19 protein-coding genes and 2 pseudogenes are annotated in these 26,210 nt (G+C 60.0%); 14 read left to right on the top strand and 7 right to left on the bottom strand.

All coding sequences use genetic code 11. The features are described 5' to 3' along the window. Nucleotides 1–105 precede the first annotated feature (105 nt). From ABIC50_RS05640 to ABIC50_RS05615, 6 genes and pseudogenes are all read left to right on the top strand, one after another. The gene (locus ABIC50_RS05640) at nucleotides 106–2,661 is read left to right on the top strand and encodes a penicillin-binding protein 1A (protein ID WP_354162229.1); all 2,556 of its coding nucleotides are present in this window, start codon (nucleotides 106–108) and stop codon (nucleotides 2,659–2,661) included. A gap of 337 nt (nucleotides 2,662–2,998) precedes the next feature. Beyond that, nucleotides 2,999–3,307, top strand: a complete 309-nt coding sequence (gene tnpB, locus ABIC50_RS05635; RefSeq protein WP_175742556.1) for an IS66 family insertion sequence element accessory protein TnpB — start codon at nucleotides 2,999–3,001, stop codon at nucleotides 3,305–3,307. A 50-nt stretch (nucleotides 3,308–3,357) separates the two neighbouring features. After that, a complete protein-coding gene (locus ABIC50_RS05630) occupies nucleotides 3,358–4,695 on the top strand; it encodes an amidohydrolase family protein (RefSeq protein WP_244110103.1) in 1,338 nt (445 codons plus the stop codon). 781 nt (nucleotides 4,696–5,476) lie between these two features. Then, nucleotides 5,477–6,415: pseudogene (locus ABIC50_RS05625) on the top strand (IS110 family RNA-guided transposase). 287 nt (nucleotides 6,416–6,702) lie between these two features. Then, a complete protein-coding gene (locus ABIC50_RS05620) occupies nucleotides 6,703–7,317 on the top strand; it encodes a response regulator transcription factor (RefSeq protein ID WP_175742552.1) in 615 nt (204 codons plus the stop codon). Nucleotides 7,318–7,326: 9 nt separating this feature from the next. Beyond that, entirely contained in the window at nucleotides 7,327–10,626 is a 3,300-nt protein-coding gene (locus ABIC50_RS05615) for an ATP-binding protein (RefSeq protein WP_175742550.1), read from the top strand. A gap of 129 nt (nucleotides 10,627–10,755) precedes the next feature. Here the strand turns inward: ABIC50_RS05615 and ABIC50_RS05610 are convergent. Beyond that, a pseudogene (locus tag ABIC50_RS05610) lies at nucleotides 10,756–11,073 on the bottom strand (integrase core domain-containing protein); the annotation flags it as partial. Between the two features lie 82 nt (nucleotides 11,074–11,155). Here ABIC50_RS05610 and ABIC50_RS05605 point away from each other — a divergent pair. Next, on the top strand, nucleotides 11,156–11,584 hold the full coding sequence (locus tag ABIC50_RS05605) for an IS110 family transposase (protein ID WP_354162226.1): 429 nt from the start codon (nucleotides 11,156–11,158) through the stop codon (nucleotides 11,582–11,584). 789 nt (nucleotides 11,585–12,373) lie between these two features. Here ABIC50_RS05605 and ABIC50_RS05600 read toward each other — a convergent pair. From ABIC50_RS05600 to ABIC50_RS05590, 3 genes are all read right to left on the bottom strand, one after another. Further along, a complete protein-coding gene (locus ABIC50_RS05600) occupies nucleotides 12,374–12,592 on the bottom strand; it encodes an IS66 family transposase (protein WP_175743688.1) in 219 nt (72 codons plus the stop codon). A 191-nt stretch (nucleotides 12,593–12,783) separates the two neighbouring features. Then, nucleotides 12,784–14,187: a GGDEF domain-containing protein gene (locus ABIC50_RS05595; RefSeq protein WP_175743694.1), complete on the bottom strand. Its 1,404-nt coding sequence runs from the start codon at nucleotides 14,185–14,187 to the stop codon at nucleotides 12,784–12,786. A 382-nt stretch (nucleotides 14,188–14,569) separates the two neighbouring features. After that, nucleotides 14,570–16,123: an EAL domain-containing protein gene (locus ABIC50_RS05590; protein WP_354162223.1), complete on the bottom strand. Its 1,554-nt coding sequence runs from the start codon at nucleotides 16,121–16,123 to the stop codon at nucleotides 14,570–14,572. Nucleotides 16,124–16,728: 605 nt separating this feature from the next. On the opposite strand from ABIC50_RS05590, the gene ABIC50_RS05585 reads away from it, so the two are divergent. The 7 genes from ABIC50_RS05585 (at nucleotide 16,729) to ABIC50_RS05555 (ending at nucleotide 23,456) form a co-directional block, all read left to right on the top strand. Then, the gene (locus ABIC50_RS05585; RefSeq protein WP_354162220.1) at nucleotides 16,729–17,307 is read left to right on the top strand and encodes a Csu type fimbrial protein; all 579 of its coding nucleotides are present in this window, start codon (nucleotides 16,729–16,731) and stop codon (nucleotides 17,305–17,307) included. A 3-nt stretch (nucleotides 17,308–17,310) separates the two neighbouring features. After that, nucleotides 17,311–18,042 carry a fimbrial biogenesis chaperone gene (locus ABIC50_RS05580; RefSeq protein ID WP_175743564.1) on the top strand — a complete coding sequence of 244 codons (732 nt, stop codon included), beginning with the start codon at nucleotides 17,311–17,313 and terminating at the stop codon, nucleotides 18,040–18,042. Beyond that, nucleotides 18,002–20,446 (top strand): fimbria/pilus outer membrane usher protein, encoded by a 2,445-nt coding sequence (locus tag ABIC50_RS05575; protein WP_354162218.1) that lies wholly within the window; start codon nucleotides 18,002–18,004, stop codon nucleotides 20,444–20,446. The genes ABIC50_RS05580 and ABIC50_RS05575 overlap by 41 nt, the downstream gene beginning before the upstream one ends. Further along, nucleotides 20,443–20,898, top strand: coding sequence for a Csu type fimbrial protein (locus ABIC50_RS05570; RefSeq protein WP_354162215.1), 456 nt, complete (start codon nucleotides 20,443–20,445; stop codon nucleotides 20,896–20,898). Before ABIC50_RS05575 ends, ABIC50_RS05570 begins: the two co-directional genes overlap by 4 nt. 111 nt (nucleotides 20,899–21,009) lie before the next feature. Further along, a complete protein-coding gene (locus tag ABIC50_RS05565; RefSeq protein WP_175743551.1) occupies nucleotides 21,010–21,264 on the top strand; it encodes a hypothetical protein in 255 nt (84 codons plus the stop codon). A gap of 279 nt (nucleotides 21,265–21,543) precedes the next feature. Beyond that, nucleotides 21,544–22,515, top strand: a complete 972-nt coding sequence (locus tag ABIC50_RS05560; RefSeq protein WP_175743560.1) for a threonine/serine dehydratase — start codon at nucleotides 21,544–21,546, stop codon at nucleotides 22,513–22,515. Beyond that, nucleotides 22,512–23,456: an ornithine cyclodeaminase family protein gene (locus tag ABIC50_RS05555; protein WP_354162213.1), complete on the top strand. Its 945-nt coding sequence runs from the start codon at nucleotides 22,512–22,514 to the stop codon at nucleotides 23,454–23,456. Before ABIC50_RS05560 ends, ABIC50_RS05555 begins: the two co-directional genes overlap by 4 nt. A gap of 265 nt (nucleotides 23,457–23,721) precedes the next feature. Here ABIC50_RS05555 and ABIC50_RS05550 read toward each other — a convergent pair whose 3' ends face one another. The 3 genes from ABIC50_RS05550 to ABIC50_RS05540 all read right to left on the bottom strand — a co-directional run. Continuing rightward, entirely contained in the window at nucleotides 23,722–24,804 is a 1,083-nt protein-coding gene (locus tag ABIC50_RS05550; protein ID WP_175743556.1) for a cupin-like domain-containing protein, read from the bottom strand. Nucleotides 24,805–24,851: 47 nt separating this feature from the next. Further along, complete coding sequence (locus ABIC50_RS05545; RefSeq protein ID WP_175743554.1) at nucleotides 24,852–25,604, bottom strand: iron-containing redox enzyme family protein; 753 nt, start codon at nucleotides 25,602–25,604, stop codon at nucleotides 24,852–24,854. A gap of 15 nt (nucleotides 25,605–25,619) precedes the next feature. Then, the coding region (locus ABIC50_RS05540; RefSeq protein WP_502913468.1) for a hypothetical protein at nucleotides 25,620–26,210 on the bottom strand (591 nt) is incomplete at its 5' end.

The following is a 26,210-nucleotide window of genomic DNA, read 5'->3' as shown; positions in this document are numbered from 1 at the left end:
GGAGCGGAGCCCAATCACCATGTTTCGTGACATTCACCAATGTCTGTAGGCGAAGGCTTTTCGTCGATCGCTCTTGAACAAGTCACGATGACGGAGTATGCGGGGATGGAGAATTTCTTTATACTGTTGAATCTATGGAAAAGCAGGGGAATCAGCCTGCTATACGCAGGTAAACTGATTCGCCGGATTTTTTCGGTGAAAAAACGACCCGAAATGGATGCCGGAGTCGAGCGGGAATTGGTCAGCGTAGAGGAGTCGGCTTCAAATTCACGCCGTTCTTCATTGCGCGTGCGTGGGCGCGCACTAGTCTGGTTGATATGTGCAGTATTCTATATTGTCATCACTGCTGCATTGGTCATTGGCTATGTGGCGATTGTGACGATGCCGAAATTGCCATCGATCGCGATACTCAGCGATTTTCACCCAATCGTGCCGCTTCGTATTTATACTGCGGACAACGATCTGATTGCGCAGTATGGAATTGAGCGGCGGATTCCACTAGATTATGAAGAAATTCCAGAAATCGTAAAGAAGGCCGTTTTGGCGACAGAGGACGCACGTTTTTACGAACACCACGGTGTGGATTTTCGTGGATTGGTGCGAGCGACGCTGGCAAATATAATCCATGGTGGAAAGGGCCAAGGTGCCAGTACAATAACCATGCAGCTGGCACGAAATTTCTTCCTATCGAGAGAGAAATCATACCTGAGAAAGATTTCGGAAATCTTGCTTGCGATGCGGATCGAGACCAGGTTATCGAAGCAACAGATTTTGACGCTGTATGTCAATCAGATTTTTCTTGGGGAGCGCGCTTACGGATTCGGTGCCGCGGCAAGAATGTATTTCGGTAAGAATCTTGCCGATCTCTCTGTCGCACAGGTTGCACTGCTTGCGGGCTTGCCGAAGGCGCCCTCTGGATTCAACCCAATCGAGAATCCGGCGCGGGCACGCGGTCGCCAGCTTTACATTCTCGGCCGAATGCATCAGCTTGGGTATCTCAATGATGATCAGTATCGCGCCGCATTGGCCGAGCCGACATATACCAGGCCCGCGCAACGCAATGAGTTGGCCTTTGCCGAAGATGTCGGTGAGATGGTTCGCAAAGCGATGTATGCGCGATATGGTGAAGCCGCGTATGAACGTGGCTTTCAAGTGTGGACGACGATACGGTCTGCCGATCAGCGGAAGGCATATGCTGCCGTCCGCAAGGGTGTGGCCGACTTCGAGCATCGGCACCGTTATGAGGGTCCGGAAGCGGACGTATCTGAAGAGATCGCCGGGCTCGATTCCATGGAACAACGAAACGCATTACTGAACGCATTGAAGCGGCGTCCGTCGATCGCTGGTCTGTCAGCTGCCGCAGTGGTATCCGCTAATGAACGGACTGTCGTCGTGCTGACACTCAGCGGGGAGCTTTTGTCGCTGGGCGGGCCATCTCTGAGCTTCGCACGATCGCGTACCCCGTCACGATCGGTAGTCGCAGCTGGTTTGCACCCCGGTGCGATCGTACGCCTTCGAGCCGACGAAGGAGGAATATGGACCATCGATCAATTGCCATCTATTCAAGGGGCGCTTGTTGCCCTGACGCCGCAGGACGGTGCAATCCGCGCGCTTGTGGGCGGAAACGGTTATGGTTCGTTCAATCACGTCACGCAAGCATGGCGTCAGCCTGGATCCACTTTCAAGCCATTTATATACTCGGCTGCGCTAGATAAAGGATATGCCCCATCGACCATTGTCGATGACGCACCATTCGAACGCATCGATGCCAATCACCGTGTATGGCGACCAAGGGAAGTCGGGAAACTTCTCGGTCCAATTGCGCTGCGTGAGGCGCTGACAAAATCGAAGAACCTCGCCTCGGTGCGTGTGCTGGATGCCATCGGTCCGGATTATGCAAAGGCCTTTTCCGTCGAGCGATTCGGTTTCGGCTCGGACAAGATTGTCGCGAACTTGCCCATGGCACTTGGTGCTGGTTCGGTTACCCCATTGCAAATGGCTAGTGCCTACGCGGTTTTTGCAAACGGTGGATATCGTGTGGAGCCGTATTTGATTGTACGCATTACCGACGCGTGCGGCGGGCTCATTTTCACGGCACATCCGCTCGTGGTCGGGCGCACTGCGCCTCGCATGCTTTCTGAGCCCAACAGCTTCATCATGACGAGATTGTTGCAATCGGTGGCGCAGCATGGCACGGCCGCGGCAACCAATGTGCTGCGTCGCGCGGATATTGCCGGCAAAACTGGCACGACGAACGACTTTCGAGATGGCTGGTTTGCTGGTTACCAGCATGAGCTTGTTGCCGTTGCCTGGATGGGATTCGACGCGCCGCGGACGTTGGGAGCAGGCGAGTGGGGCGCGCGGACAGCGTTACCAATCTGGCTTGATTACATGCGCGGTGCGCTCGAAGGTGTTCCTATCCATGAGGATGCTTTACCAAGTGGGGTATCGCTTATCGACGGCGAGTTATTCGAAAGCGATCATGTGCCCGGTCATGGATTCATTCCAAAGATTGGCGTCAGTGCGTCGCGCGATGCGTTTGGCCGCGGCAACGATGACGTGCTAGGCGACGGGGCAGATCCACCAACCGCTGGATCGCCGGTACCGATCGTAGGTGAGGGCGAGAAGCAGCATATTCTCCAGTATTTCGAAACGCCCTAATCACGGCGCCTTGGGTCAAAAGCTACACGAGCCATTTCGGGTCGTGAAGTAGCCGTTCTTTTCACAAGCCCACGGACAATCTGCTTTGCCATGAACATTCTGCGATCTTTTATACTTGCTGTTGTTGCCTCCGAGCCTCTTACAAACGGCATCTGCCGGCCGAACTCACTACCTTCTGGGGTACCAGCCGGAAAGAGGCAAACAGGTTCAATGATGCGCCTTCTGGTCCTCCCTATTTCAAGGCGCTTGCTTCAATCGGCGCAACTTGGGGTTCTCCTGATGTTCAGCAAATGGAAGCGTGACGGTCGCGATTTTCTCATAGGTAACGCAGGTCACTATGGCCCCGGTGATCCGGATCGACGCGATCCAGTTGGCTATCGATCCGCCGGACATGCGCGCCGGCTTCGACATGGCACTTGCCCGCGTGGTCAAGATGTTCGACGCCGCGCAACTGCACCACGCCTATCTGTTTGCCAACCGCCGCGCCAATCGAATGAAGGTGCTCGTTCATGACGGGATCGGCATCTGGTTCGCAGCGCGACGCCTAAATCAAGGACAGTCCAACAACGGGAAATCGCAAAAGGAGGCATCAGTATGGTCGAACGAACAATTCCGGTGGCGACAGCCACCCACCTGGGACTCATAGCAAAAGGAACCACAATGGCAAGTCCAACAACGACAAAACAAGGAGCATCGGTGAAAGAGCAGCGCCCCCTGCTCATCAAGGGCGGTACAGTGGTGACGCTCGACAGCGCGGGCGTACTCCGAAATGCGGACGTACTCATCGGCCGTGGCTCGATTGTGGATATCGGCAAGGACCTTGCAGTCGATGGCGCGGACATCATCGATGCTCGGAACATGATCGTGATGCCGGGTTTCGTTGATGCACATCGCCATTGCTGGCAGGGGACGATTCGCAATATCGCCGTCGACACTGATCTCAATGGCTATTTTGGCCAAGTACTGGCTCGTCTCGCGCCGCGCTATCGTCCTGAGGATGTCTATGCCGGGACGATATCAAACGACGCGGAGGCACTCGATGCGGGGGTGACGACAGTATACGACTGGGCACATATCATGAATAGTCCGGCGCACGCCGACGAAGCCGTGCGCGCGCATCGCGAAAGCGGCATTCGCGCGGTATTCGGCTATGGGTTTCCCAACGTCTCGCCGGAATGGTCGTTCGAAAGTCACAAAGCTTTGCGGCGCGAGGACGTCATGCGTGTTCGCGAAACCTACTTTGCGAGCGACGACGGTGTGCTCACAATGGGTTTGGCCTTGCGTGGTCCCGAGCACATGTCGACCTTCGATGTGACGCGCAGCGACTGGGCGCTCGCGCGGGAACTCGAACTGCCTGTGTCCGTGCATGTCGGTACCGGTCAGGGAGGCATAAAGTATCAAGCGATACGCCGAATGGACGCCGCCGGGCTACTCTTCGAGGGCGCAAATTACGTTCACTGCGTAACCCTCAGCGCGGAGGACCGGCACCGTATTAGAGACAGCGGTGGACATTGCATCTCGACGCCCGCGGTCGAGATGGTCATGGATTTCGGCATTCCGGCCATCAACCAAACGCTGGCCGCCGGCATGCGGCCGGGATTGGGCAGCGACGTGGTGACCACCACGGGCGGTGACATGTTCACGCAGATGCGCGCCGCTCACCAGATTGCACGCATGCAAGCGCACCTAGAGCGTGATGAGAAATATGTGCCCATTACCGCAGCCGACGTGCTTCGCTTCGCGACCATCGACGGCGCTCGCGCAATCGGGCTCGACAGCAAGATCGGAAGTCTGAAAGCCGGCAAGCGTGCGGACCTCGTACTGTTACGCACGGATCGGTTGGCGTTCTCGCCAATGAATGATCCTATCGGCGCCGTCGTTTCCACGGCCACGGCTGCCGACGTCGATACCGTGATTGTGGACGGCACTATCAAGAAACTCGCAGGGAAGCTCGTCGGAATCGACCCTTTGACCGTAGCAGCCATGGCGGCGGCGTCCGGCCAATACCTCTCCGCACACATGGAACAAGGGTGACCTGAAGTCTGAATTCGTGGAGGTCAACGGGGTAAGCAGCGCATGAGCATGCCCGGTACCAGCGCCGGGCACTTGGCATGGCCGTTTGAGCATCCACGAGTCTTTGTCGTCGACAAGGAGCCGCGTCACGCTGATACGGCATGCTTTCGCACAACGGAATTCCGGCTCCGCGGTAGTATGCCGCGGCGCCGATTCGGGATTTGTCAGCCGGATTTTGCACGGCGTTTCTGAACTAGGTGCCAGTGGCGCGACGCGTTCGATCCCAATCAAAAGCCAGAGCGTTATCAGCACCATGAGTAGCCAGTTCGGACCTCCAGTCGTTACATAGAATGCGACCGGCATGATCGTTACCGCGAGCGCGCGGACGAGTGATTCGGCGTTGAGGGCGGAGGCAATCCGGCGGCTCGCGGCTGCATGAATGGCGTTTGCCTGATCCAGTCAAGCGGCAGTCAGCTCGTCTATCGAGACGAAAACGGATTGCGAGGCGGATTGCTTGAGAGGCGAGGCCGGGTGCGCGACGGCGGGATGAGAGAGAACTCTCGGAGATATCCTTTCGATCTGGACGTGATAGCGTCAACACCGCATGAAGAGTAGGTAAAATCTGGGAGTGCAGCCTGGGGCAGCGCCGGTCCCACAAAAGTGCCGTCATCTAAAGGAGAATGAAATGAACGCGTCCCACCCACGCACGTGAGAGCAAAGAGGGGTGGATCCTCACGGGCCAACGGCATCGATGTGCCCAGGAGGAAAATGCACGCATTTCGCGGCGATCGGAGGACCCACGATGAACAGTTTGGCCGCAGGCGTAGACATCGCCAAGCAGGTTTTTCCGGTACATTACGTTGATCGGGAAACCGGTGAGATCGTGAACAAACTGATTAGATAGCCGAAGTTTCCGGCTCACTTCGCGAACAGTGCCCCCTGTCTGGTTGGGATGGAAGCGTGCAGTGGTGCACATCATTGGGCCCGGCAACTGACAAGGCTAGGTCATGAGGTGAAATTGATGCTGGCTTAGTTCGTGAAGGCATCCAACGTCCGCAACAAGAACGATGCCGCCGGCGCCCGGGCAATCAGGCTGGCTGTCCCGCAGCTTGGCAAGCCGGTGGCTGTGAAGACGGAAATACAATGGGCGATGCCGGCATTGCACCGGCTGCGTGAACAGTTGGTGAAATTCCGCACGATGCAAATCAATGGGCTGCGCGGGCTACTGACGGAATACGGCGAGGTAATGAGTAAAGGCTGGGCAAAGCGAGATCAAGAGATACCGGCCGCACTTGGCAGAATCGCGGGATGCCTGCCCTCAGCGTTGATCGATACATTGCGCGAGCAATGGAATGGTCTGGCGAGACTGGACGAGCAGGTTGTCGAAATTGAGCGGCGTATGCGCGACTGGAAGAAGGAAGGCAAGGTGGCGAAGGCAATTTGCCAGATTCCCGGCGTGGGCGGGCCTCGTGCCCAAGCGGACCGGTTCGGGCGGCAAGGCGGTCCTGCATGGAATCAGTAAGAGAGACGGCACGTACTTGCGCACGCTACTCATTGACGGCGCTCGAGCGGTGTTGCGCACTCGAAGACTCCTAGCCCGTGGGTTGAGCAGATGAAGAAGCGGCGACCTACGAATGTGGTGAAAGTCGCGCTAACCAGCAAGATGGCACGGACGATCTGGGCGGTGCTCGCCCACGGCAGACCGTACCGGAACGACTATGTGAGCGTGAAGCTGGCTTGAGCGGCTCGCGCGAGGTAGAACGATCAACTTTTATTACAGGGTGAACGTCGAAAGGTTGCGTAGCAATCGCGTGTGATGACAAACCAGGTAGGACCGGGACTCGCTAAATCTGAATGGAGTGAGGAGCCTCGAGCTCTTTAGGAGAATGAGGTGCGAGTCAGCGAATTTCATAGGGGTCCGCAGCGGCGGTGTCGGCTGCATAAAGGCCGGATATAGAGCTGCAGCCCATCCTGTCTGTCGGAACACAAGAAAGTTGTTGCAAACGGGACGCGTTCATATAGAACTCCATGAGAGTCGTCATCGTAGACGACCATCCGACTGTCCAGCTCGCCCTGACCAGCATACTGGAGCGGAACGTCAACCTGAAAGTGGTCGGTACAGCGAGCGACGGCGGAGAGGGCTTGAGGCTTTGCCGCGAATTGAAACCGGAGCTGCTGATCGTCGATATCGATCTCGACGGCATGGACGGCATCGATCTGATTCAGCGGGTTCGCATCAAGGATGCGACCGTCAAGATTCTGGCCTTCTCCGGGTATTCGGCGGAACTGTTCGCGTTGCGCTGCCGCGCCGCCGGCGCGAACGGGTACGTCAGCAAGAGCGAGGATGTGACGCATGTGCTCAGTGCGGTAAATGCCGTGCTTGCCGGATTCCATTGCTTTCCGCTGGATGTCAACGCCATGGCATCGGGAAGCGGGCCCCACGCAGCGTTCGCCATGCTGTCCGAGCGTGAGCTGACGGTGCTGCGCTACCTTGCCAAAGGGTTGAGCAACAAGGAAATCGGCGATGCGCTTTCACTCAGCAACAAGACAATCAGCACGCACAAGGCCAATATCCTGGCGAAGCTGGGCTTCACGAACGTCGTCGACCTCGCCGCGTTCGCAAAGGCTCACCACCTCATCTGATGGATTGTCATGAGCCGTCGTTACGCTCGCGCGCATGTTTTCGCGTTGATTGTCATGCTGACCCTGTGTCAGGCGATCTTTGCGGCGCAGACCACCTCGATATGCCTTGTAACACGCTGGACAGGGGACGTGTCGAAGCTGAAATTGTCCGCGGCACAGCATGCATGGTTGGCGGCGCACCAGGGAGTCGTGCGGGTCGGCGTATTGAGAGACGAGGTGGTCCCGCTGGATATTGTCGATGCGGCGGGAAATTACGAGGGAATTTCGGCGGAGTATCTGGGCATTCTCGGGATGACCCTGAAGGTGCGGTTCGAAATCGTCGCTTTCCGAGACAGGACCGCTTTGATGGACGCGCTGGCGGCGGGAACCGTCGATCTCGTGACCGGTGCGCAGCGTGCTAGCGGTCGCGCAGACGTCATATTTAGCAAGCCGTATTTCGGCAACAGGGCCGTCATCGCTACCCGGATCGACGATCCCGGGTTTTCGATCCGGCCGTCGACCGACGGCCGTGTGCTTGCCTATGTGCAGGGCACCGTAGCCAAGTCGAAGCTCCAGAAGTCGTATCCCGACATGCGCCTCCTGGCGGTGCCATCGCTGTCCGCCGCGCTGTACGCCGTTGCATTCGGGCAAGCGGAGGCATGCGTGGGGAATTCAGCGGCGCTCAATGATCTCATCGAGTGGCACCAGGTGCTGAACGTAAGCGTAACCGACGTTGCCCGTTTCGCCGCCGAGGATTTCCGCTTCGCCACCTCCACGCAGAATCAACCCCTGATGCAGATGGTGGAATCGGTGCTGACGCGGATTCGTGATGGCGACAGGGACATGATCCTGGCACTGTGGGAAGGATTCGGCACGCATTACACGTTCGGCAGCGATGTGTCTCTCAGCAAGGCTGAGCGCGAATGGATCGCGCGTCATCCCGTCATTAAGTACGCTGCGCTGCAGGATTTTTCTCCATTCATCATGGCGAACGAGGACGGCACGGCTATGGGCCTGGCCGTCGACCTGCTCAATGCGATCGGGAAGCAAACGGGGTTAAGATTCGAGCCGGCCGCGGTTGACGTCGCGAGCGTGCGCGACAGTGCCGCCGATTTGATTGTCGCAGCCTCGCCCTCCGATCCGACGCTCGCGAACTGGATATTCACCTCCCATTATTCGGATACGCCCGAGGCGATCGTTGCGCGGACGGAGCGCAGCTTCGATGGAATGGATGCGCTTCGCGGGAAAAGAGTAGTCGTCGGGCCGAGCTTGTGGACAGACCGTGCCGCGCTGAACAAGGCGGGCGCGACAATCCTGACTGCCAACAGCGTCTGGTCGGCCTCTGATTTGCTGACGACGAGAGTGGCCGACGCCTGGATCACGAACGCCACGACAGCCAATTACATCACGCAATTCGATGACAGGCTTGCAATCGTCGGCGCGACAGGGAGCGCGGCGACTCGGATCGCATTTGCCGTCCGTCCCGAGAACGCCATGCTGGCGAATATTCTCAACAACGGGCTTGCTGCGATTTCGGCTTCACGCATGCACGGTCTGCGGGATAGGTGGCAGTTTTCCCGGCAGGTTCGAACCTCATGGGATCGGCAGCGACTGCGAATCCTGACGATTGTGCTCGGCACACTGCTGATGATCGTGCTGTTTCTCGTATGGAACTATCTGCTGCGCAAGGAGATTCACCTGCGCAAGCGCGCCGAAGGAGATCTTGCGGCGGCAATCGAAGTTGCGGAGGACGCGAACAGGGCCAAGTCGACCTTTCTCGCGACGATGAGCCACGAGATACGTACGCCGATGAATGCGGTGCTCGGTGTACTCGAATTGTTGAAGCAGTCGCGAGGCACCATCGAGTCGCAATCGGCGTCGATCGATGCCGCTTATGATTCCGCACACGCGCTGCTGTCGCTGATCGAGGACATACTTGACCTATCGAAGATCGAGTCCGGCAAGCTGGAATTGACTCCCGAACCCATCGATTGTGACTCGCTCGTTCGCAGTGTCGCCAAGGTCTTCGAGGGGTTGGCGCGTCAACGCCACCTTCTCTTCTCCGTGAATATCGATAATCCTTGCCGGCTCGGTGCGACGATCGATCCGATTCGTCTACGGCAGATCTTGAGCAATCTGCTATCCAATGCGGTCAAGTTCACGCACACCGGAGGCGTGTCGCTCGAAGCGATGCTCCGGGCCGATGCACAAGACCAAGTCCACATTGAACTTCGGATTAAGGATACGGGCATCGGCATCGCGGCCGGAGAGCAGGAGAAGCTGTTTCAACCGTTCGTGCAGGCGGATCGTACGATCGGCGCCAAGTTCGGCGGCAGCGGTCTCGGGCTGGCTATCTGCCGGAGGCTCGTCGAGCTAATGGGCGGGGCGCTGACGCTGAAGAGCACCCCGGGTGTGGGTACGACCGTAGAGATTAGGCTGAGCGCGCCTGCGGCTGCGCTGATCAATGCCGGCGATTTGCGCCTGGGGCCGATCGATGTCTGGCGCGGAAAGTTCCGGTCGTATTCGGCACTGGTTGTCGACGATCATCCGGCGAACCGGCTCGTGCAGTCCCTCCAACTGCAGTATCTGGGCTTCACTGTCACGTCCGTGCAAGACGGCATCGAGGCGCTCGACTGCATGGCATCGACGCCGTTCGACGTCGTGATCACGGATTTTTTCATGCCCGGCATGACCGGCTACGAGTTGGCGCATCAAATTCGCGCGCGCGACGCTGCGTCGGGTCAGCGCGTCGTCCTGATCGGCTGCACGGCAAACGCACAGCAAGAAACACTGCGTCGCGGGCTCAATGCGGGCATGGACTTCTGTGTGACGAAGCCACTTGGGCTTGCAGCACTGGCGAGCCGTCTGTCGGATTGGCTTTGCGAGCGGGAAACCGACATGCAGGTGCGGCCGCCGTTCGCGTTACCCAGTGCGGACATGCCCAGCGAAGAATGGATCGATCCCGCAGCCGTTGGACGAATCGTTGCGGGCGACGCGAAGCTCGAAGCCAATCTGCTTGATACGCTGGTCGCGACCAATCGCGACACACTGTTCAAGATGCGACGCATGGTCACCAACGATGACCGCGCGGGCTTTTGTGCAGCGTTGCATCGTATTCGCAGCGGTATTCGGTTGATCGGCGCCCGAATGGTCGTCCGCGCTTGCGAATACGCGGAACGGCAAGCGACGCAGACCGATGTGCCATTGCGCGAACTGCTGCCCACGATCGAAGCCGATCTCGGTAGGCTCGACGAGATACTGACGAGGCGGATTGTCGCGCTCCGCGGCGACAACAGGGGCGCGACGTGTCCGGACGGGTTGCAAGCCTGACGGCGTGCGACTTTTGCAATACCCGCAATCACGCTCAAGGCCGGAGCTCTCGCGGGCGTGAGATTTCCTCGCCACCGGGCCGATACGCGGTAACTGCGGCGTGAGGCTAGCCCAATTTCCGTCCCGGTCTTAATTGGAAAATTCCGACTCTTCGGGGTGGGCCGAATCGGCCCGATCGGTGCACTGGCGGGCGAATTCTGCCGGTGTTATCCACTGCAGCGCAGAGTGAGGGTGCGCCTCGTTATAGTACTCGCGCCAGACCTCGATTTTGCGTCTGGAGTCTTCAAGCGACAAGAATCAATGTGCATTGAGGCATTCCTCCCGAAAGCGTCCGTTGAAGGATTCATTCTTCGCGTTGTCGGTCGGCTTGCCAGGGCGCGAGAAGTCAATCTCCACGCCGTTCTCGTACGCCCATTTGTCGAGCGCCTTCGAAATGAACTCGCTGCCATAGTACATGCAGAATGTCAGTCATCAAGGGTAACGGGCATCCTTTGGATTGCCCGCTCATCGCCCGCCGGAGGAAACCGAAATGGCCGACTTGCCCGAAGGTGCGCTGCCCTTGAACCTAGTGGCGATCGACATCGCCCGTTATTCGAATGCTGTGTTGATTGAGTCGTCGGACGGGAAGCGTCAGCGCTTCCGGATGACCGACAACGCTTCTGATTTTGACCGGCTGTTGAGTTACCTTCAAGCGCTACCCGGCAATTGCCGAGTTGCGCTTGAATCGACCGGCGACTACCATCGCCCGCTGGCTCACCGTCTGCTCACGGCCGGGCACGAGGTGGTCAGCATCAATTTCGTGGCACAGGCTCGCCATCTGCCAAAAGTTAGGACTACATTTGACACAATTGTATCTCTGGTGGGACAGGCTGTAGCTGCCTTTAACCGCTGCCTGCGCTATCTGCGGCAGAGCGCTCATATGTATTGGTATTGTTCGCAGAATGCTGGTGGCTTATAGGAGGACGTCGCCAGCGGTGTGTCGCTGCCGACAACTCTGGGGGGCGGAAATTTGCTCGGAGACCCTTTGCCGGCGGTGCCTCCGGTCGGTATTTGATTCCCGACGGAGCATTTATGGGCAGGATCGTCGGTAGGAAGCCGTCTGGGATCGACTGGGTCTTACCTTGCGGACCTGCGAGCGGTAGTTGTCGTCTGCTGCCTAACGGCGCTGGAAACGGCTCGACGCCGCGCGCGATCTCCGGTGAGGGGCGGTGGTGCTGCCACATAACGCAGCGTTTGAGTTGGTGCATTGAGGGAATGCAATTAATTCCTATTGACGAATAATTTAAATTTTAAATGATCGTTTACCACTATTTGGGAAATAGAGTGCAAATTCTAGACTTTGGAAACGTCCTTCCTCGTGCCTGAGCGCGGACGATTTTGTACCCCGGCCGTGGTCCCTCTGCGGTCGGTTTTTTTTGCATATCGGGCCGGCGTGAGCGGAGGGACTACAACGGCATGACTCATGTGAGGGGGCGCGGTACGGGGCGCGCAGCGTATGCTCACAATAAACCACGTGGCTTGCGTAAGGTCACTGGCCGTACGAAGCCTCCGGAGGCAGCGACCCGCCACGGCAACACGGCCTCATAGTAGTCGGCGCTGTGTGCGAGCGGAGGTGCCTTGAACAACACGACGAGATAGGCGTACGGTTCGACTTTACGCGTTTCGATCCGCGAATATAGGTTGGCTGCTGCATTCGCTCCAGCAACCGTGTCATAGAAGAGCTAGTTTTTCTGCCAACCGAAAATGGCTAGATTGCATGCTCACAAGCATTGTTCGATATCGGCCGGGCACCGTTCTCGCCGTAGCGAATGTGCTTCGGCCATTGGTCCTGCGGGTAGTGCAGTGCTTTTCCGAAGGCACTTTGCGGCAACGCGGGGTGCAACTGCCGCAGGAATAGCCCATCGACATGCTCGAGGATCACGCGACTCTCGCGCTGTCGCACGAGCAACCGATTCGGTGGCGCCATGTCCTGTGCAGCAAGATTCGATCGCAAAGAGCTACCCGATCAATCCAATGATTTCGCTGACTGGGTTATCGCTTCTGCCTCGATCATGTCGCGTCGCGCATGCGCGCAGCATCCTGGTTGCACCAGTTTCCCGCGGTCCGTCATACATCTCAAGAATCACATCCGCAGGTGATGGCGGCGAAAGGACCGTACTAGGCGGCGATTACACAGTTACGACCACGACGCTTCGCGCGATAAAGGCGCTGGTCGGCCGCCCGCAGGAGCGCGTCAATCGTGTGGCCATCCTTCCCGAATTGCGATATCCCGATACTCACCGTAATTGAGACACTACGTCCGATCTCACGGGCGAACGGGGTACTGGCGATTGCCGACCGGATGCGCTCCCCGACCGCGAGCGCGGCGTCGGGATCGGCTCGCGGCAGCAACACCATGAACTCCTCCCCGCCGACCCGAGCGACGTCATCGTACGGCCGGATCGCGTCGAGGCAGGTCTGCACGAACCCTTGCAGAACCCTGTCTCCGACCTGATGTCCATAGCAGTCATTGATCCACTTGAAATTGTCAAGATCAAGCGCTAACAGGGAAAATGGAGCGCTGTCTCGCTTCGCACGGGCGATTTCTGCTTCGACGCATTCGATGAATTTACGCCGGTTCGAGACACCTGTAAGCGGATCGGTAGCGGCCAGATGTTCGAGTGTTTGATTGGTGCGCTGCAGTTCCTGCAGCGCGCTTTCGGTGCGCGCCATGGCCTCGGCAAGACGCGCCATCAACTCTTCCTGGCTGTAGATCGTTTCGAATGAACGTGTCGTGAGAAAGGCCTGGACTACCCCGTAGCTCAGCAGGAAGAACCCGCCTGCGAAGATCGCGTGTGCGAGCCACCACATGTGATTCCAGGGGCGTCCGAGGATGAAGGCGAGCGACGCGAGCGCGAACGCCGTAACCGAGATCCCATAGATCAGCATCAACGGGGAGCGAATCCGCCGCAACATCAGGGTGGCAACGTTCAACGACGAAAGGACGAGCGCTCCGCCTTCCATCGAGAGGCGCACACCGGCGGCTCCCGCGACGGAGGAGTTCGCAAGGACCGCGACCAGCACGTCGACGACGAGAAAGGCCGCAACCCAAGCCAGCCACTGCCGGGTATCGACGCGTTTGCTGGTGGGGTCCGGCGGTTGCCTGTATGACAGCAGCCCGATCAGTAGCAGGACGGACATGACCAGCCGCGACGCCGGTCCATAGAGCAGGAATAGCCAGATGTTGTGGTGTGCGAACCCGGTGAAGGCGCCGTGTAGTGCGTATATCACCGCGAACCCGAAGAAGCCCAGCGTCATCCAGCGCAGCAACGGTTCGCCGGAGGAACGGTAGCACCGCCACGTCACATACGTGACAAAGAGACCCTCCAGCGTCGCCGCAGCAATCGCCATTTCATGGAATGCGTGATTTTCAAAGTTGAGAGAGGGATCCTGGAAGAAAAACACGTAGCCAATGAGGCAGGCCGGGGTGAGGGCGAAGGCCACGAGGAGGAGGCGCGCGTAAGTCTGCGCTATCAGCCGGACGACCACGTTCGGGTCACCTACCGGCATGGACACGTTCATATTCATAGCTTGCTCCCTTCGCCCCGTTCGTTATGCCGGACGGTGGCATTCCCGCCCGGCGATGGTGGATGCCCAGAATCCCGAAGCCGCAAGCAGACGATGGATCGCACCAAATACGTCGGCCATGTCAACAGGCTTGCGAAGATATATTCGTATCGCACGCAGTCCCGACCTCATAGCCTGCCGACGTACAACAGCACTTCCGTGCTGCCAGTGCCTCCTGCTCGTCCTCAACCAGTCGTACCGTCGTCACAATCGTTCCCCAAATTGCCTGCCTCGATCCCGTTCTGTTACCGTCGGGACGCCCGATGTTTGAGGCCGATGCGGTGTCGCACGATCCGTGCAGTCGTCCTCTGATAATGTCAGCTCTCGATCCTGGCGGTCAGGACGCCACCGTTTGCGATATCGCAAGGGTTCGTGAATGGCGGTACATCCGGTCAAATTCGAGAATCCTGGCTGGCCGCTGAAACAGAAAACCTTGCGCGAATCTGACGCCGATCTCCTTCAACGCCTCGCGCTGCTCGACTTCTTCGACGCCTTCTGCCACCACGGCTAGGCCTAGCTTGTTCGCGAGATAGACGATGCCTTCAACGAGCTGACGGGAGTGGCTTGCGGCACCGGCGGTGAATTGCTGGTCGATCTTGATGTAGTCGAACGCGAAGTGTTGCAACAGCGCGAGGTTGCTGTTGTCGGTTCCGAAGTCGTCGACGGCGAACTTTACGCCGAGCGCCTTAAGGCTCATAAGGTTGTCGCGGCTTGCGGCAAAAACCTCCAGCAATCCGCGCTCGGTGATTTCAAGAACGACCTCGAAGCGGGTAGGACTTCGCTGCAGGGTGGAACGGATGTCATGCGGAAAACAGTGCATTTCGATGTGTTTCGGTGCGAGGTTGACGTTCACCCGGAAACCGTCAGGAAAGGTGCAGGCCTCCAGCTCAGCGAGCGCCGTGGCCAGCACGGACTCCGTTAAAGGAGCAATCACGGACGTTGTTTCTATCTCGTTAATGAATTTCCCCGGCATCACCAGACCGAGACGCGGGTGTTTCCAGCGCAACAGCGCCTCGGCGCCGACCCAGCGCTCGGTTTGCACGTCGACGATCGCTTGGTATTCGACGTAAAACTCATTGCGCCGGAAACCCTCTCGGACCTGTCTTACTAGTCGCTGGCGGGGCGTAAACCCGGCGATGTAGCCGGCGAGCAGTGCCGCGAGCAGGGAGAGTCCGACGAACAGGGCAACAATTTCGGTCGTGATCAGGTCGGCGCGCAGTCTGTCTGCGTCGCGCTCCACCTGAACGAGGATTTCGCCCGTGCCGGGGGCGTGGGCAGCGATTCTATAGAAGCGTCCGTCGCTGGCGAGGGTGCTACCAGATCCGTCAGAGACCGACGCGCTTTTGGCGCCCGACGCTTTTGCCCGTTCAAGGATGTCCACGACGTATGCACCTTCGACGATGTACAGGATCCCATGGCGGTGGTCGACCGGAGCATAGATCGCTATAACAGGCACGTCCGGCACCTGTGGGGTTCCACCGAGGAGGGCGATTTGCAGGGTATCTCCCGATGGGGCGAGGTACGTGCTGAGCGGGATGGACACCGATCCGAGCACGATTGAACAGTACACGTTCCCGTCCTGTGCCAGCATGGCGGTCCGGCGATATGGGATGAACACGTCTTTGAGCGCGAGGCTCGCCTGGATCTCAGGGCAGGGCCGCCCCGCAAGATTCGCGAGTTTGCGTTCGCCAGAGCGGGTTTCCGCAACGATTCGGTTGATCGAGTCGTGAATGTCCGTGGCAACGGCCATTTGCTGGAAGTTCGCGCGTTCGGACGCGATGTGATATCCCGCCGTCAGTACCAGCAGGGGCACAGCAACGGACACCGCGATTCCAAGCACTGCGCGCCGGCGCGACGCGACGCTTTCCCGCCACTGGGCGATTGCTGGCATTCGCTCCCCCTTCGGGCTTTACCGTGCCTTGGCCTGAGCGTCGCACGCCAGGCGGCAATGATTATCCTCCGGTAAAACGGCGCTTAAAAGCAATTAAATGATTTATAGCACGGAATTGGTTTTTGCCGGGCCTGCCATGCATAGGTGGCGCCACGTCGGTGGTGCGCGTTGCGTTAGAAGGACTTGTGCAACAACAGAGTGCGAAACGGCGGATGTGTAAATAATCCGGGCGATTATTCCTGCAAGAACTTCACGCCAGAGTTCCGAGTGCCGCCCGGTTTCGGCTGGACCCCCGCAGGCTGAACGTGAGCCGGATGAGTCGTGCCTGCGGCACAAAAATCAGTCCCGCGCCGCGCATTAAGGATGCTCTAACACAATGAGTTTTGGCGCAGTCGCCAGCAGACAATGCAGGCATCAATCACGTCAAAACAATTGATATGAATAAATATTTGTGCGGAGCCGCATATGCGCTAATCTCCGTTAAAGAGCAGGACTTTTCCGTTGAACGATCCGGCTCTTCCGAGGGGGCGGCACACGCCATGTGCGATGGAGTGCCAGCGGCCCGTCATGACCACTTAGCACACCTAAATAGCGGGGGTATTACCATGACGTTCTTGCATTGCATGACGTCCTCGTCACGTTCCCATTGGGATGGCGGCCGCATCCTGCCAGACAGTAAGGCCACCCGCATCGCGCGGGGCCGTCCGAAACTCTTTGCCGCCGGCGTTGGCCTGCTGGGGACTTTGGCGTTCAATCTGCCGGCCGTCGCCGCCACCGCTACCGCTACGATGACGGTCACCGCGACGGTTGACGCTACCTGCCTGATCACGGCCACCCCGCTGGCCTTCGGCGCCTACGCGGGCACGCAGACGGACGCCACCTCCACCCTCTCGGTCACCTGCAGCAACACTACGCCGTATAACGTCGGCCTCGACGCCGGGCTGGCGACCGGCGCGACGGTGACCAGCCGAGCGATGACCATCACTGGTGCGAGCCTGCTCTACTCGCTGTTCCAGGATGCCGGGCGGACCACCAACTGGGGCAATACCGTCGGCACCGATACCGTGGCCGGCACTGGCACAGGCAGCGCCCAGACACTGACCGTCTATGGCCGGGTAGAGGCGGGGCAGTTTGTCACGCCGGGTGCGTACACCGACACGATCACCGCAACCGTCACCTATTGACCGATGGCGGCAAAACCATATGGGGCGGTCGCGCCCGTTGCGGTTTTCATTGCTCTCCTGTCGGGCGGCGCAGTCAGCGCACAGTCGCTGACGGTGCTGCCCGTCACCATTCAAATGGCACCGGGACGGATGGCCACCGCCCTGACGATCATCAACCAGGGCGAGGGCGAGACCAGCATCCAGGTTCGCGCCTTCGCCTGGAACCAGCCTGATGGCAACGACCAGCTCACCAGTTCCGATGAGGTGCTTGCGAGTCCACCGCTCGCCACGATCGCGCCGGCGGCCCCCCAGATCGTGCGTCTGGTGCTACGTCGGCCGCCGCAGGGACGCGAGGCCGCCTACCGCATCCTGCTCGACCAGATCCCGCCGCCGGCCGCGCCCGGGACCGTGCGCATCGCGCTGCGCCTGTCCATCCCCGTCTTTGCAGAGCCGGCGACCCGGGTGGTCCCACGTGTGCAGTTTCACATCGAGCGCGATGCGAGGCAGGCCTGGCTCGTGGCATTCAATGACGGCGGTCGCCACGACACGATCCGCAACATCGCGCTCACGACCAGCGAGGGAAGCGGGCTGCAGACCGAGGCTAACGTATCGCCATACGTTCTCGCTGGCGCCACCCGCCGTTGGCGCATTGTCGCGCAGACCCGCCTGCCGGTACCGGGTGAAACGGTGCGCCTCACCGCGCACGCGGACACCGGTGTCGTCGACCAGCCGGTTTCTGTTGTTGCGGGTCCCTGATCGCCCGCGCGTGGTGGTCATGCGCCTGTGCCGTGCGACGATCATCGTGCTTGTGCTGACCATCATGCCGCGACTGACCGAAGCCGCCGGGCAGACGCTGCTGCTGGAGGTACAGATCAATGGCAATTCCACCGGCAAGATCGGCGAGTTCACACTGCGCGACGGTGCGCTGCTGGCGCGGCGAGGAGAACTGCATGATCTCGGCTTCCGGGTGCCCGACGCGCTCGTCTCCGGGCCTGACGGTCTGATCGCCTTGTCCGACCTGCCGGGATTGACCTGGCGTCTCGTTCAGACGAGCCAGACGCTATACGTCACCGCTGCCAATGAACGCCTGCTGCCGGCGCTACTGCAACCAGATGGGAACTCCGGCAGCGGTGCCGTCGAGAGCGGCACGGGTGCAACGCTCAACTATGACATCACTGGCACCGGCACTGGTCGCCAGAATGTCGCCAACGGGCTGTTTGACCTGCGGGCGTTCTCGCACTGGGGGGTCGTCAGCTCGGGACTGCTGACCTATGCCGGTGGTGGTCCGGGCGGCCGCGGTACGGAATCGGCGATACGCCTGGACTCAACCTACACGTTGTCGGATCCCGATACGCTGCGCCGTTATCGCCTGGGCGATTTCATCACGGGCGGCCTGGGCTGGACGCGTCCGATTCGCCTTGGGGGGGCACAGATCACCTCGGACTTCAGCATGCGGCCCGATCTCGTGACCTTTCCGGTGCCTCTGGTGAGCGGCTCGGCCGCCGTCCCTTCCACGGTGGACGTGCTGGCCAACGGTATCAGGCTGTTCTCGCGCCAGGTCGAGGCGGGGCCCTTCGAGATCCCGCAACTGCCAGTGGTGACGGGGGCCGGCACGATTTCGATGACGCTGACCAACGCGCTGGGCCGGCAGGTGGTCGCGACGCTGCCCTTCTATGCCAGCTCGGCGCTGCTTGCTCCGGGTCTGCAGACCTTCTCCGTGCAAGCGGGCGCCGTGCGACGCAACTGGGGCCTGCTAAGCAACGACTACGGCAACTTTGCGGCCACCGCGACCTGGCGTCGCGGCCTGTCCTCGGCGCTGACCGTCGAAGCTAGCGCCGAGGGCACCGCGGGCACGTTCATGGCGGGCAGCGGCCTTGTGGTGAATGTTGGCAATCTCGCGATGCTCAACGTCGCAGCAGCGGCCAGCACTGGCTCCGGGGGCACCGGTACGCAGCTTTCCGTCGGTGTCCAGCGCCTCGGCGCGGTGTTCAGCTTCAGCACCTCTGTATCGGTGGCCGGCCACGATTTCCGGGACATCGCGGCGATGAACGGCGACCCGGTTCCACGGCTGCGGCTCAACGCCAGCGTCGGCCTGTCGCTGGGGCGGTTCGGCTCTGTGGGCGCCGCGTACGCGGGAGTCGACCGTGACACCGCTCCGAGCCCGATCAGGCTGTACGTTCCACCGGGAAGCACGGTAGCCCGGAACGCGTCACTGGGTGGCGCCGTTTATTTCCAGCCGGCACAGCACACGCATATCCTCTCCGCCAGCTATTCGGTCCCGGTGCGCAACATGTCTATCTACGTCACCGGATTTCACGACTTCGCCAGCAACGGTAGCAGCGGGATACTGGCAGGCCTGACCATTCCGCTCGGCTCGCGTAGCTCGGTTAGTGCCAGCGTGGGATCCGGGTCGAGCGGCGGCTACCGGCAGGTGCAGGCGGCGCAGTCACCGGTGACGATCGGCGACTGGGGTTACCAGCTCTACGGCTCCGACGGCAATTCCAGCCACGAGTTCGCCCAGTTGCAATACAAGTCGCCCTGGGCCCTGCTCACGGCCGGAGCTGACCGCATCGACGGGCAGACATCGCTGCGGCTGGAATCCCAGGGCGCGGTCTCGTTCGTAGATGGCGGCCTGTTTGCTTCCAACACGATCGAGGACAGCTTCGCCGTGGTGGACACCGATGGACTGGAACATGTCCGGGTCTTGTACGAGAATCGCGACGCCGGCCGCACCGACTCCGCAGGGCGGCGGCTGGTGCCCGATCTGCGTTCTTTCGATGTCAATCACATCGGCATAGAGCCAACCGATATCCCGCCGGACGCCGCGATTGCCTTCACCACGCGAGAAGTGCGGCCCCAGGACCGCTCCGGCGTCGTGGTCAGGTTTCCGGTGCAGATCAGCCATGGCGCATTGCTGCGGCTGGTCGACGAGGCTGGCACGCCGGTGGCGGTCGGCAGCACCGCCACGCTGCGGGGGACGGGTACCACCGTTCCCGTCGGCTATGACGGCAACGCGTATGTCCTGGACCTCGATGCCCACAACGAACTTGACGTCGAGCGGCTGGACGGGCGGCGCTGCAGTGTCGCCTTCGACTACCGGCCTGTGCCCGGCGATATTCCGACGATCGGGCCGTTGCCTTGCCGGGAGCAGAAGCCGTGACGCGCAGGCTCGCCCTGGCGGCGCTGATACTGCTCGCCCCGGCGGCGGGACAGGCCGCCTGTACCGTGTCCGCCTCGGGCCTCGCGTTCGGCGTGTACAACCCAACCTTCACCACGCCCACCGATAGCACCGCCACGGTGACGCTCAGTTGCAGCGCCGCGTCCGGCACCGGAGCCTACGCTATCGCGCTTGGCACGGGCGGTGGCGGTAGCTATGCCGGGCGCAGGATGAGCAGTGGCAGTTCCAACCTGCCGTACCAGCTCTATTTGGACGCCGCACACAGCCAGATCTGGGGCGACGGTACCGGCGGCAGTTCCATCGTTACCGGCACGGATAACATTCCGCAAGCGGGCGGCGCCTCGACCTACCAAGTGTATGGCCGAATCGTTGCCAGGCAGGCAATCAGCCCCGGCGCCTATACCGACGTCATTGTGGTGACCGTGACGTATTGATTGACGGAACGCTGGACAGGCGTGGTCATTCACGTGATTGCATGGCCTGCTCAGCATTTGAGCAGGGGATGCAGAAGTGATCAAGGTGGACGTGCTGGCCGAGATCAACGGATGTATTTCCGCGAGAGGGTCCCGCTACCCGAGATTGCGCGGCGCAAGGAGCGCGCAGTCAATGCGCGCTTCGAAGCCATGTGCGGCCACTACCTGTTCGAGCCCGAATTCTGCAACCGCACAGCCGGCTGGGAGAAAGGCATCGTCGAGAAGAATGCGCAGGATCGCCGCCGGCAGACCACCGAATCTTTCCACCGTACCCACGGTCACCCCGCAAGGATCCTGCTTGATAAAGCCATTGGAATGCCTTTTTAATCATTATTTCGGTTTGCGAGACGAGCAGGATGCGTTATTCCGCAAAAGTGTTCGCCTGCGCATTGCGTGTCAAGATTATTTATATTGATCGAGGTGTCAATGCGTATATGTCCGCATTAAATGAGACGAATCGCTTCCTAAAATTAGTAGGCTATCCATAATGGACGGATACCGCAGGGATTTTGTATTCGTCGCCAAATTGCACAAGCGTGTCGGTCCATCCGAGTCGAACCGGCTTGATGTGCCCGACCGGCGCTGGGGCGAAACGAGGAGGAACCCGTGACGAATGATTTATTCGCGAGGATCGAGGATGCACATCGCGCGATGCGTCCGCTGGTCGCGGTGACGCCGCTTTTGTACAGCCCAGTGCTGTCGAATTCTACCGGTTGCGAAGTCTATTTGAAGTGCGAGCACCTACAGCGCACGGGATCGTTCAAGTTTCGCGGCGCATGGAACAAGATGCGTTTGCTCGATTCGTTGGCACGTCGCAATGGTGTGTTGACGGTATCGAGCGGAAATCATGGACAGGGCGTTGCCCTCGCCGGCAAACTCGCCGGCGTGCCCGTGACGGTTTATGCGGCCAGCACGGCGTCGCCGCTCAAGCTCGACGCGATCCGGGCATTCGGTGCGAACGTTGTCACGATCGACGACACGGCGCTAGGTGTGGAACTTGAAGCCCGTCGTCAGGCGGAACTCAAGCAGATGACATTCATATCGCCGTACAACGATATCGATGTCATCGCCGGGCAGGGAACGATCGGTCTCGAACTCGATGAGCAGGCCCGTGAGTCCGGTATCGATCTATCCGTTGTTTTCGTGTCCGTGGGCGGTGGAGGGCTGATCTCTGGTGTCGGCACCGCCGTCCGGACATTGCATCCGTCGACGGAGATTGTGGGCTGCTGGCCGGCAAATTCGGCGGCCCTTTATCACTCCCTGAGGGCGGGCAGGATCGTCGAATCCGAAGAGTCGGAGACGATTTCTGATGGCACAGCGGGCGGCATCGAGCCGGATACCGTGACGTTCGACATCAGCCGGAAAATCATCACGGAAACCGAACTGGTGACTGAAGAGGAAATCAAGGCGGCGATGCGGCTCATTGCGCAAACCGACGGCTGGATGGTCGAGGGCGCCGCGGGTGTCGCGCTGGCGGCGATGCTCAAGCGGGCGCCGGAATATCGGGAACGGGCGGTTGCCGTCGTGATCTGCGGCCGGAACATCATGCTGGAGAAATTCATCGAGGCGGTGCGATGAGAATCTGGACCAAGGATGAAATCGTTGCGCGTTTTGACGCGGAACGTGCGGTGCGTATGGTCGAGCAAGGCTTTATCGCTTACTCGCGGGGTGGCGCGCAGGTGCCGCCCATTCAGCATTTTCAGTTTGCGCCGGTCAATGGCGAGTGCTGTATCAAGTCGGCGTATGTGGAGGGCACCGCAACATTTGCGGTCAAGGCATCTTCCGGGTTTTACAACAATCCAGAGATCGGACTGCCGAGCAATAGCGGGATGGTCATGCTGTTTTCGGCGGTGACGGGCGAACCGGTCGCATTGCTGCAGGACGAAGGCTGGCTGACTTGCGTGCGCACCGCGATCGCGGGACAACTCGCGGCGCATCTTCTCGCACCACACCAGGTTGGCGGCATCGGGATCATTGGCGCGGGCGTCCAGGCCCGCTTGCAACTGGAGTATCTGAAGCCGGTCACGGTGTGCCGCGCGGTACACGTGTGGGAACGGAATCCGGAGCGCAGTATGCAATTTGCCGCCGACATGTCAGCGCAGGGGTTTTCCGTGCAGGTTCATTCAACGGCCGAGGACGTGGCGCGAAATGCGAACCTGATCGTCACGGTGACGCCTTCACGCGCAGCGCTGCTTCAAGCGGAGTGGATTCGCGATGGCACCCACATCACGGCAGTGGGAGCCGACGCGGCCGGGAAGCAGGAGCTCGATCCGCGCATCGCTGCCCGGGCGGGCGCAGTCGTCGTCGACTCCATCGAGCAGTGCAGTCAGTATGGCGAAGTTTCCCACGCGTTATCTGCGCGACTCATTCACGCGGACAAGTTGGTGGAAATCGGGGTCTTGCTTGCCGAAAAGCGTCGGGGCCGCAACGACGCCGATCGGGCGCAGATCACCCTGGCGGATTTGACTGGCGTCGCGGTGCAGGATGCACAGATTGCGGCGAGCATAGTCGCTCGATAGACGGAACGGAGGCGGCGGAGCGGCGTCGGCCGCTGACGACGGGCAGGTGAAGCTATCGACGGGCACCGATCGTGTTGTTGGCCGGGCCGGACGCGAGGAAATATCGATTGCGGTCGCGTACTGGTGTCTGGTTCTCTGGCACTGAGCCGTGACATGCCGGCCTCGCCCACTCGCCGGTCGAGGCTGGCTCCGCGTCGCAGCTTGGGCCGGACGCGGCGCGCCGCTCGATGTCGGTCGCTTACGGTGTTGAATCGTCCCGATCGCATCACACGGAATGCAGGTGAGCGGATTTGGCACTGTCTTCGATCCACCACCAGTTAACCGCGACATTGAGCCCATGCGAGCGCAGATAGTGCCACCAGCCTTCGGGGATGTAGAGAATATCGCCCCGGCTTAGCACGCACTCGAAGGGCCGGGCGTTCAGCAAGTCCGGGAACTGCGAGAGATCTGGACAACGAAGATTGACCCGGCTGAAGTGTCCGTGTTTGCGCTGATCTACATACGGGTAGAGATGGGCGCGATCCGACGGTGGAAACAGAGTGATATGTTTGCGGCCGCTGACCATCGCGTAGAGGTTGTCGTAGGAGTCGTAATGCAGAGTCGACGCGTTGCCCCCGATCCCCATCCACAGATAGGGCGGTCGCATGATTTCAGCTAGTGGCGCAAACGAGGGCCGGACGATGTCGCCGACCAGCTCGGGTAAATATTGCAACGTATCGACCTGCGCCAGATAATAGGTTGTCGGGCTGCTGGCGTCGCCGTCGAGCAGATAGTCGACAAAGCGGCCGAATTTCGAGTGAATGCGATCTTTTCCGATGCGCTCCGGAAGTGCGAATTCCTTGTCAGGGGAAAACTCGATCGGGACGGAGCGCTTTCCCGCTGCGGCTTTCAGATATGCCGAACTCCAGTATTGAATGGCGCCCAGCCCAAGTGCTGCCCCCCTCAGGACGACCGGTAGTCCTGGCCGAACATAGTGCCGATAGAATTCCTTTGCGCTGGGTGTCGTGACGCGCTCGGTCAGGCGTGCGGTCGGGAGCCATGCTCGATTAGTAACGGATGGATTCATGATTGTCTGTGGAACGCATTCCGCTTGTACCCGATTTCGCGTGACCGGAATGACAGGAAGGGATCGCCGGCGGCCGATGTCGATTCGACGAGTCCCGATCCGATTTGACTTACCGTCACATTCGAAGCCCTTGCGCAAACGTTCGGCGTTCATGCTTGGTGTGGAATGTTGATCTCCTGCGCGCCACCAGCCGGTTAGACCGATGGCGCGCCTTCTCTTTGATACGGTCGGCGGATCGTCGTCATCCGCTTGTCCCTCGACGTAATGGCTGGGACGTTGCATGGATATGTCCGGCGACGCGGCTTGCCTTATACATTCATCAGATTGGCTTACGGCTGAACAGTGTCCAGGGCCCGCTCCGACGGCGCGGGTTGAGGCGAGGAGGACGTTTCCGCTCGTTGGCCAATGGTGACGTCGTGCAGTTCTTGAAAGTAAGCGCAGAACAACGACGCAAGCTCCTTTAAAGTGTCGAAAAGCGCATTCTCGTCCCTCAGACGGCCAACCAGCTTGTTCGTGATGTCCAGGATCATCGCGTAGTGGTTCGCGTTCTTATCGAAATGAACATGACTGCGTGCGCCCAAAACGTGCTTGGCGGAATAGTGGCGCTCCGCGCGGTTGACGACCCGCGCGGAGACGCGATCGGAATTCCACTCGACGAACAACGAATATGCGACTGCGGTGAGTGATCCGATTTCCTCTAGCCGCCGCGAAAGATAGACGATGAGATTTTGCGTCGCAACGAGCGGAGGTGTGCCGTCTATGGTTTCGTTACTGCATCCATGTTGATGGAGATCGCGTCGGAAAAGGAGGTCATGATTCAATTCATCCGCAGTGTAACGGCCCCATAGACGGCTGCTTTCATAGTCTTCTTCGATCATGCGAGCCAGAGCTAGCGCATCGATTCTGGCAGTGAGGACGATGCGCTTGATCGTCTCGATGCGATGTCGAATGTAATATTCGTCATCGAGAGCCTGCTCCTCAGAAATGAGATGTCCCGCGTACGGAACGGTGGTCAGGATACGATCAACCTCACCAGCCAAGAGGCCGTCGACCTGCTGTTCCAGTTCTGATCGAGTCGTCAATTTTCGCTGCCCGGATTATTTGATGACTTCTAGCCCGTTTTCTGCGCGAGCCGCCAATTCGGCGCGCAGCTCTTCATCCCGCAACGAGCGTGCAGCGCGATCGGCACGGAGCTCTTCGTCGCGCAGCGAACGCGCCGCACGGTCGGCCAGCTCGGCGCGCAGCTCTTCATCCCGCAGCGAGCGTGCAGCGCGATCGGTACGGAGTTCTTCGTCGCGCAGCGAACGTGCCGCACGGTCGGCCAGCTCGGCGCGCAGCTCTTCGTCCCGCAGCGAGCGTGCAGCGCGATCGGCACGGAGTTCTTCGTCGCGCAGCGAACGCGCCGCCCGGTCGGCCAGCTCGGCGCGCAGCTCTTCATCCCGCAGCGAGCGTGCAGCGCGATCGGCACGGAGTTCTTCGTCGCGCAGCGAACGCGCCGCACGGTCGGCCAGCTCGGCGCGCAGCTCTTCATCCCGCAGCGAGCGTGCAGCGCGATCGGCACGGAGTTCTTCGTCGCGCAGCGAACGTGCCGCACGGTCGGCCAGCTCGGCGCGCAGCTCTTCATCCCGCAGCGAGCGTGCAGCGCGATCGGCACGGAGTTCTTCGTCGCGCAGCGAACGCGCCGCACG

This window comes from Burkholderia sp. 567, from assembly GCF_040545115.1.
Taxonomy (GTDB): Bacteria; Pseudomonadota; Gammaproteobacteria; order Burkholderiales; family Burkholderiaceae; genus Burkholderia; species Burkholderia ambifaria.
Note: the sequence above shows the minus strand (reverse complement) of the source record. Positions and strands in the feature narration are given on the sequence as shown.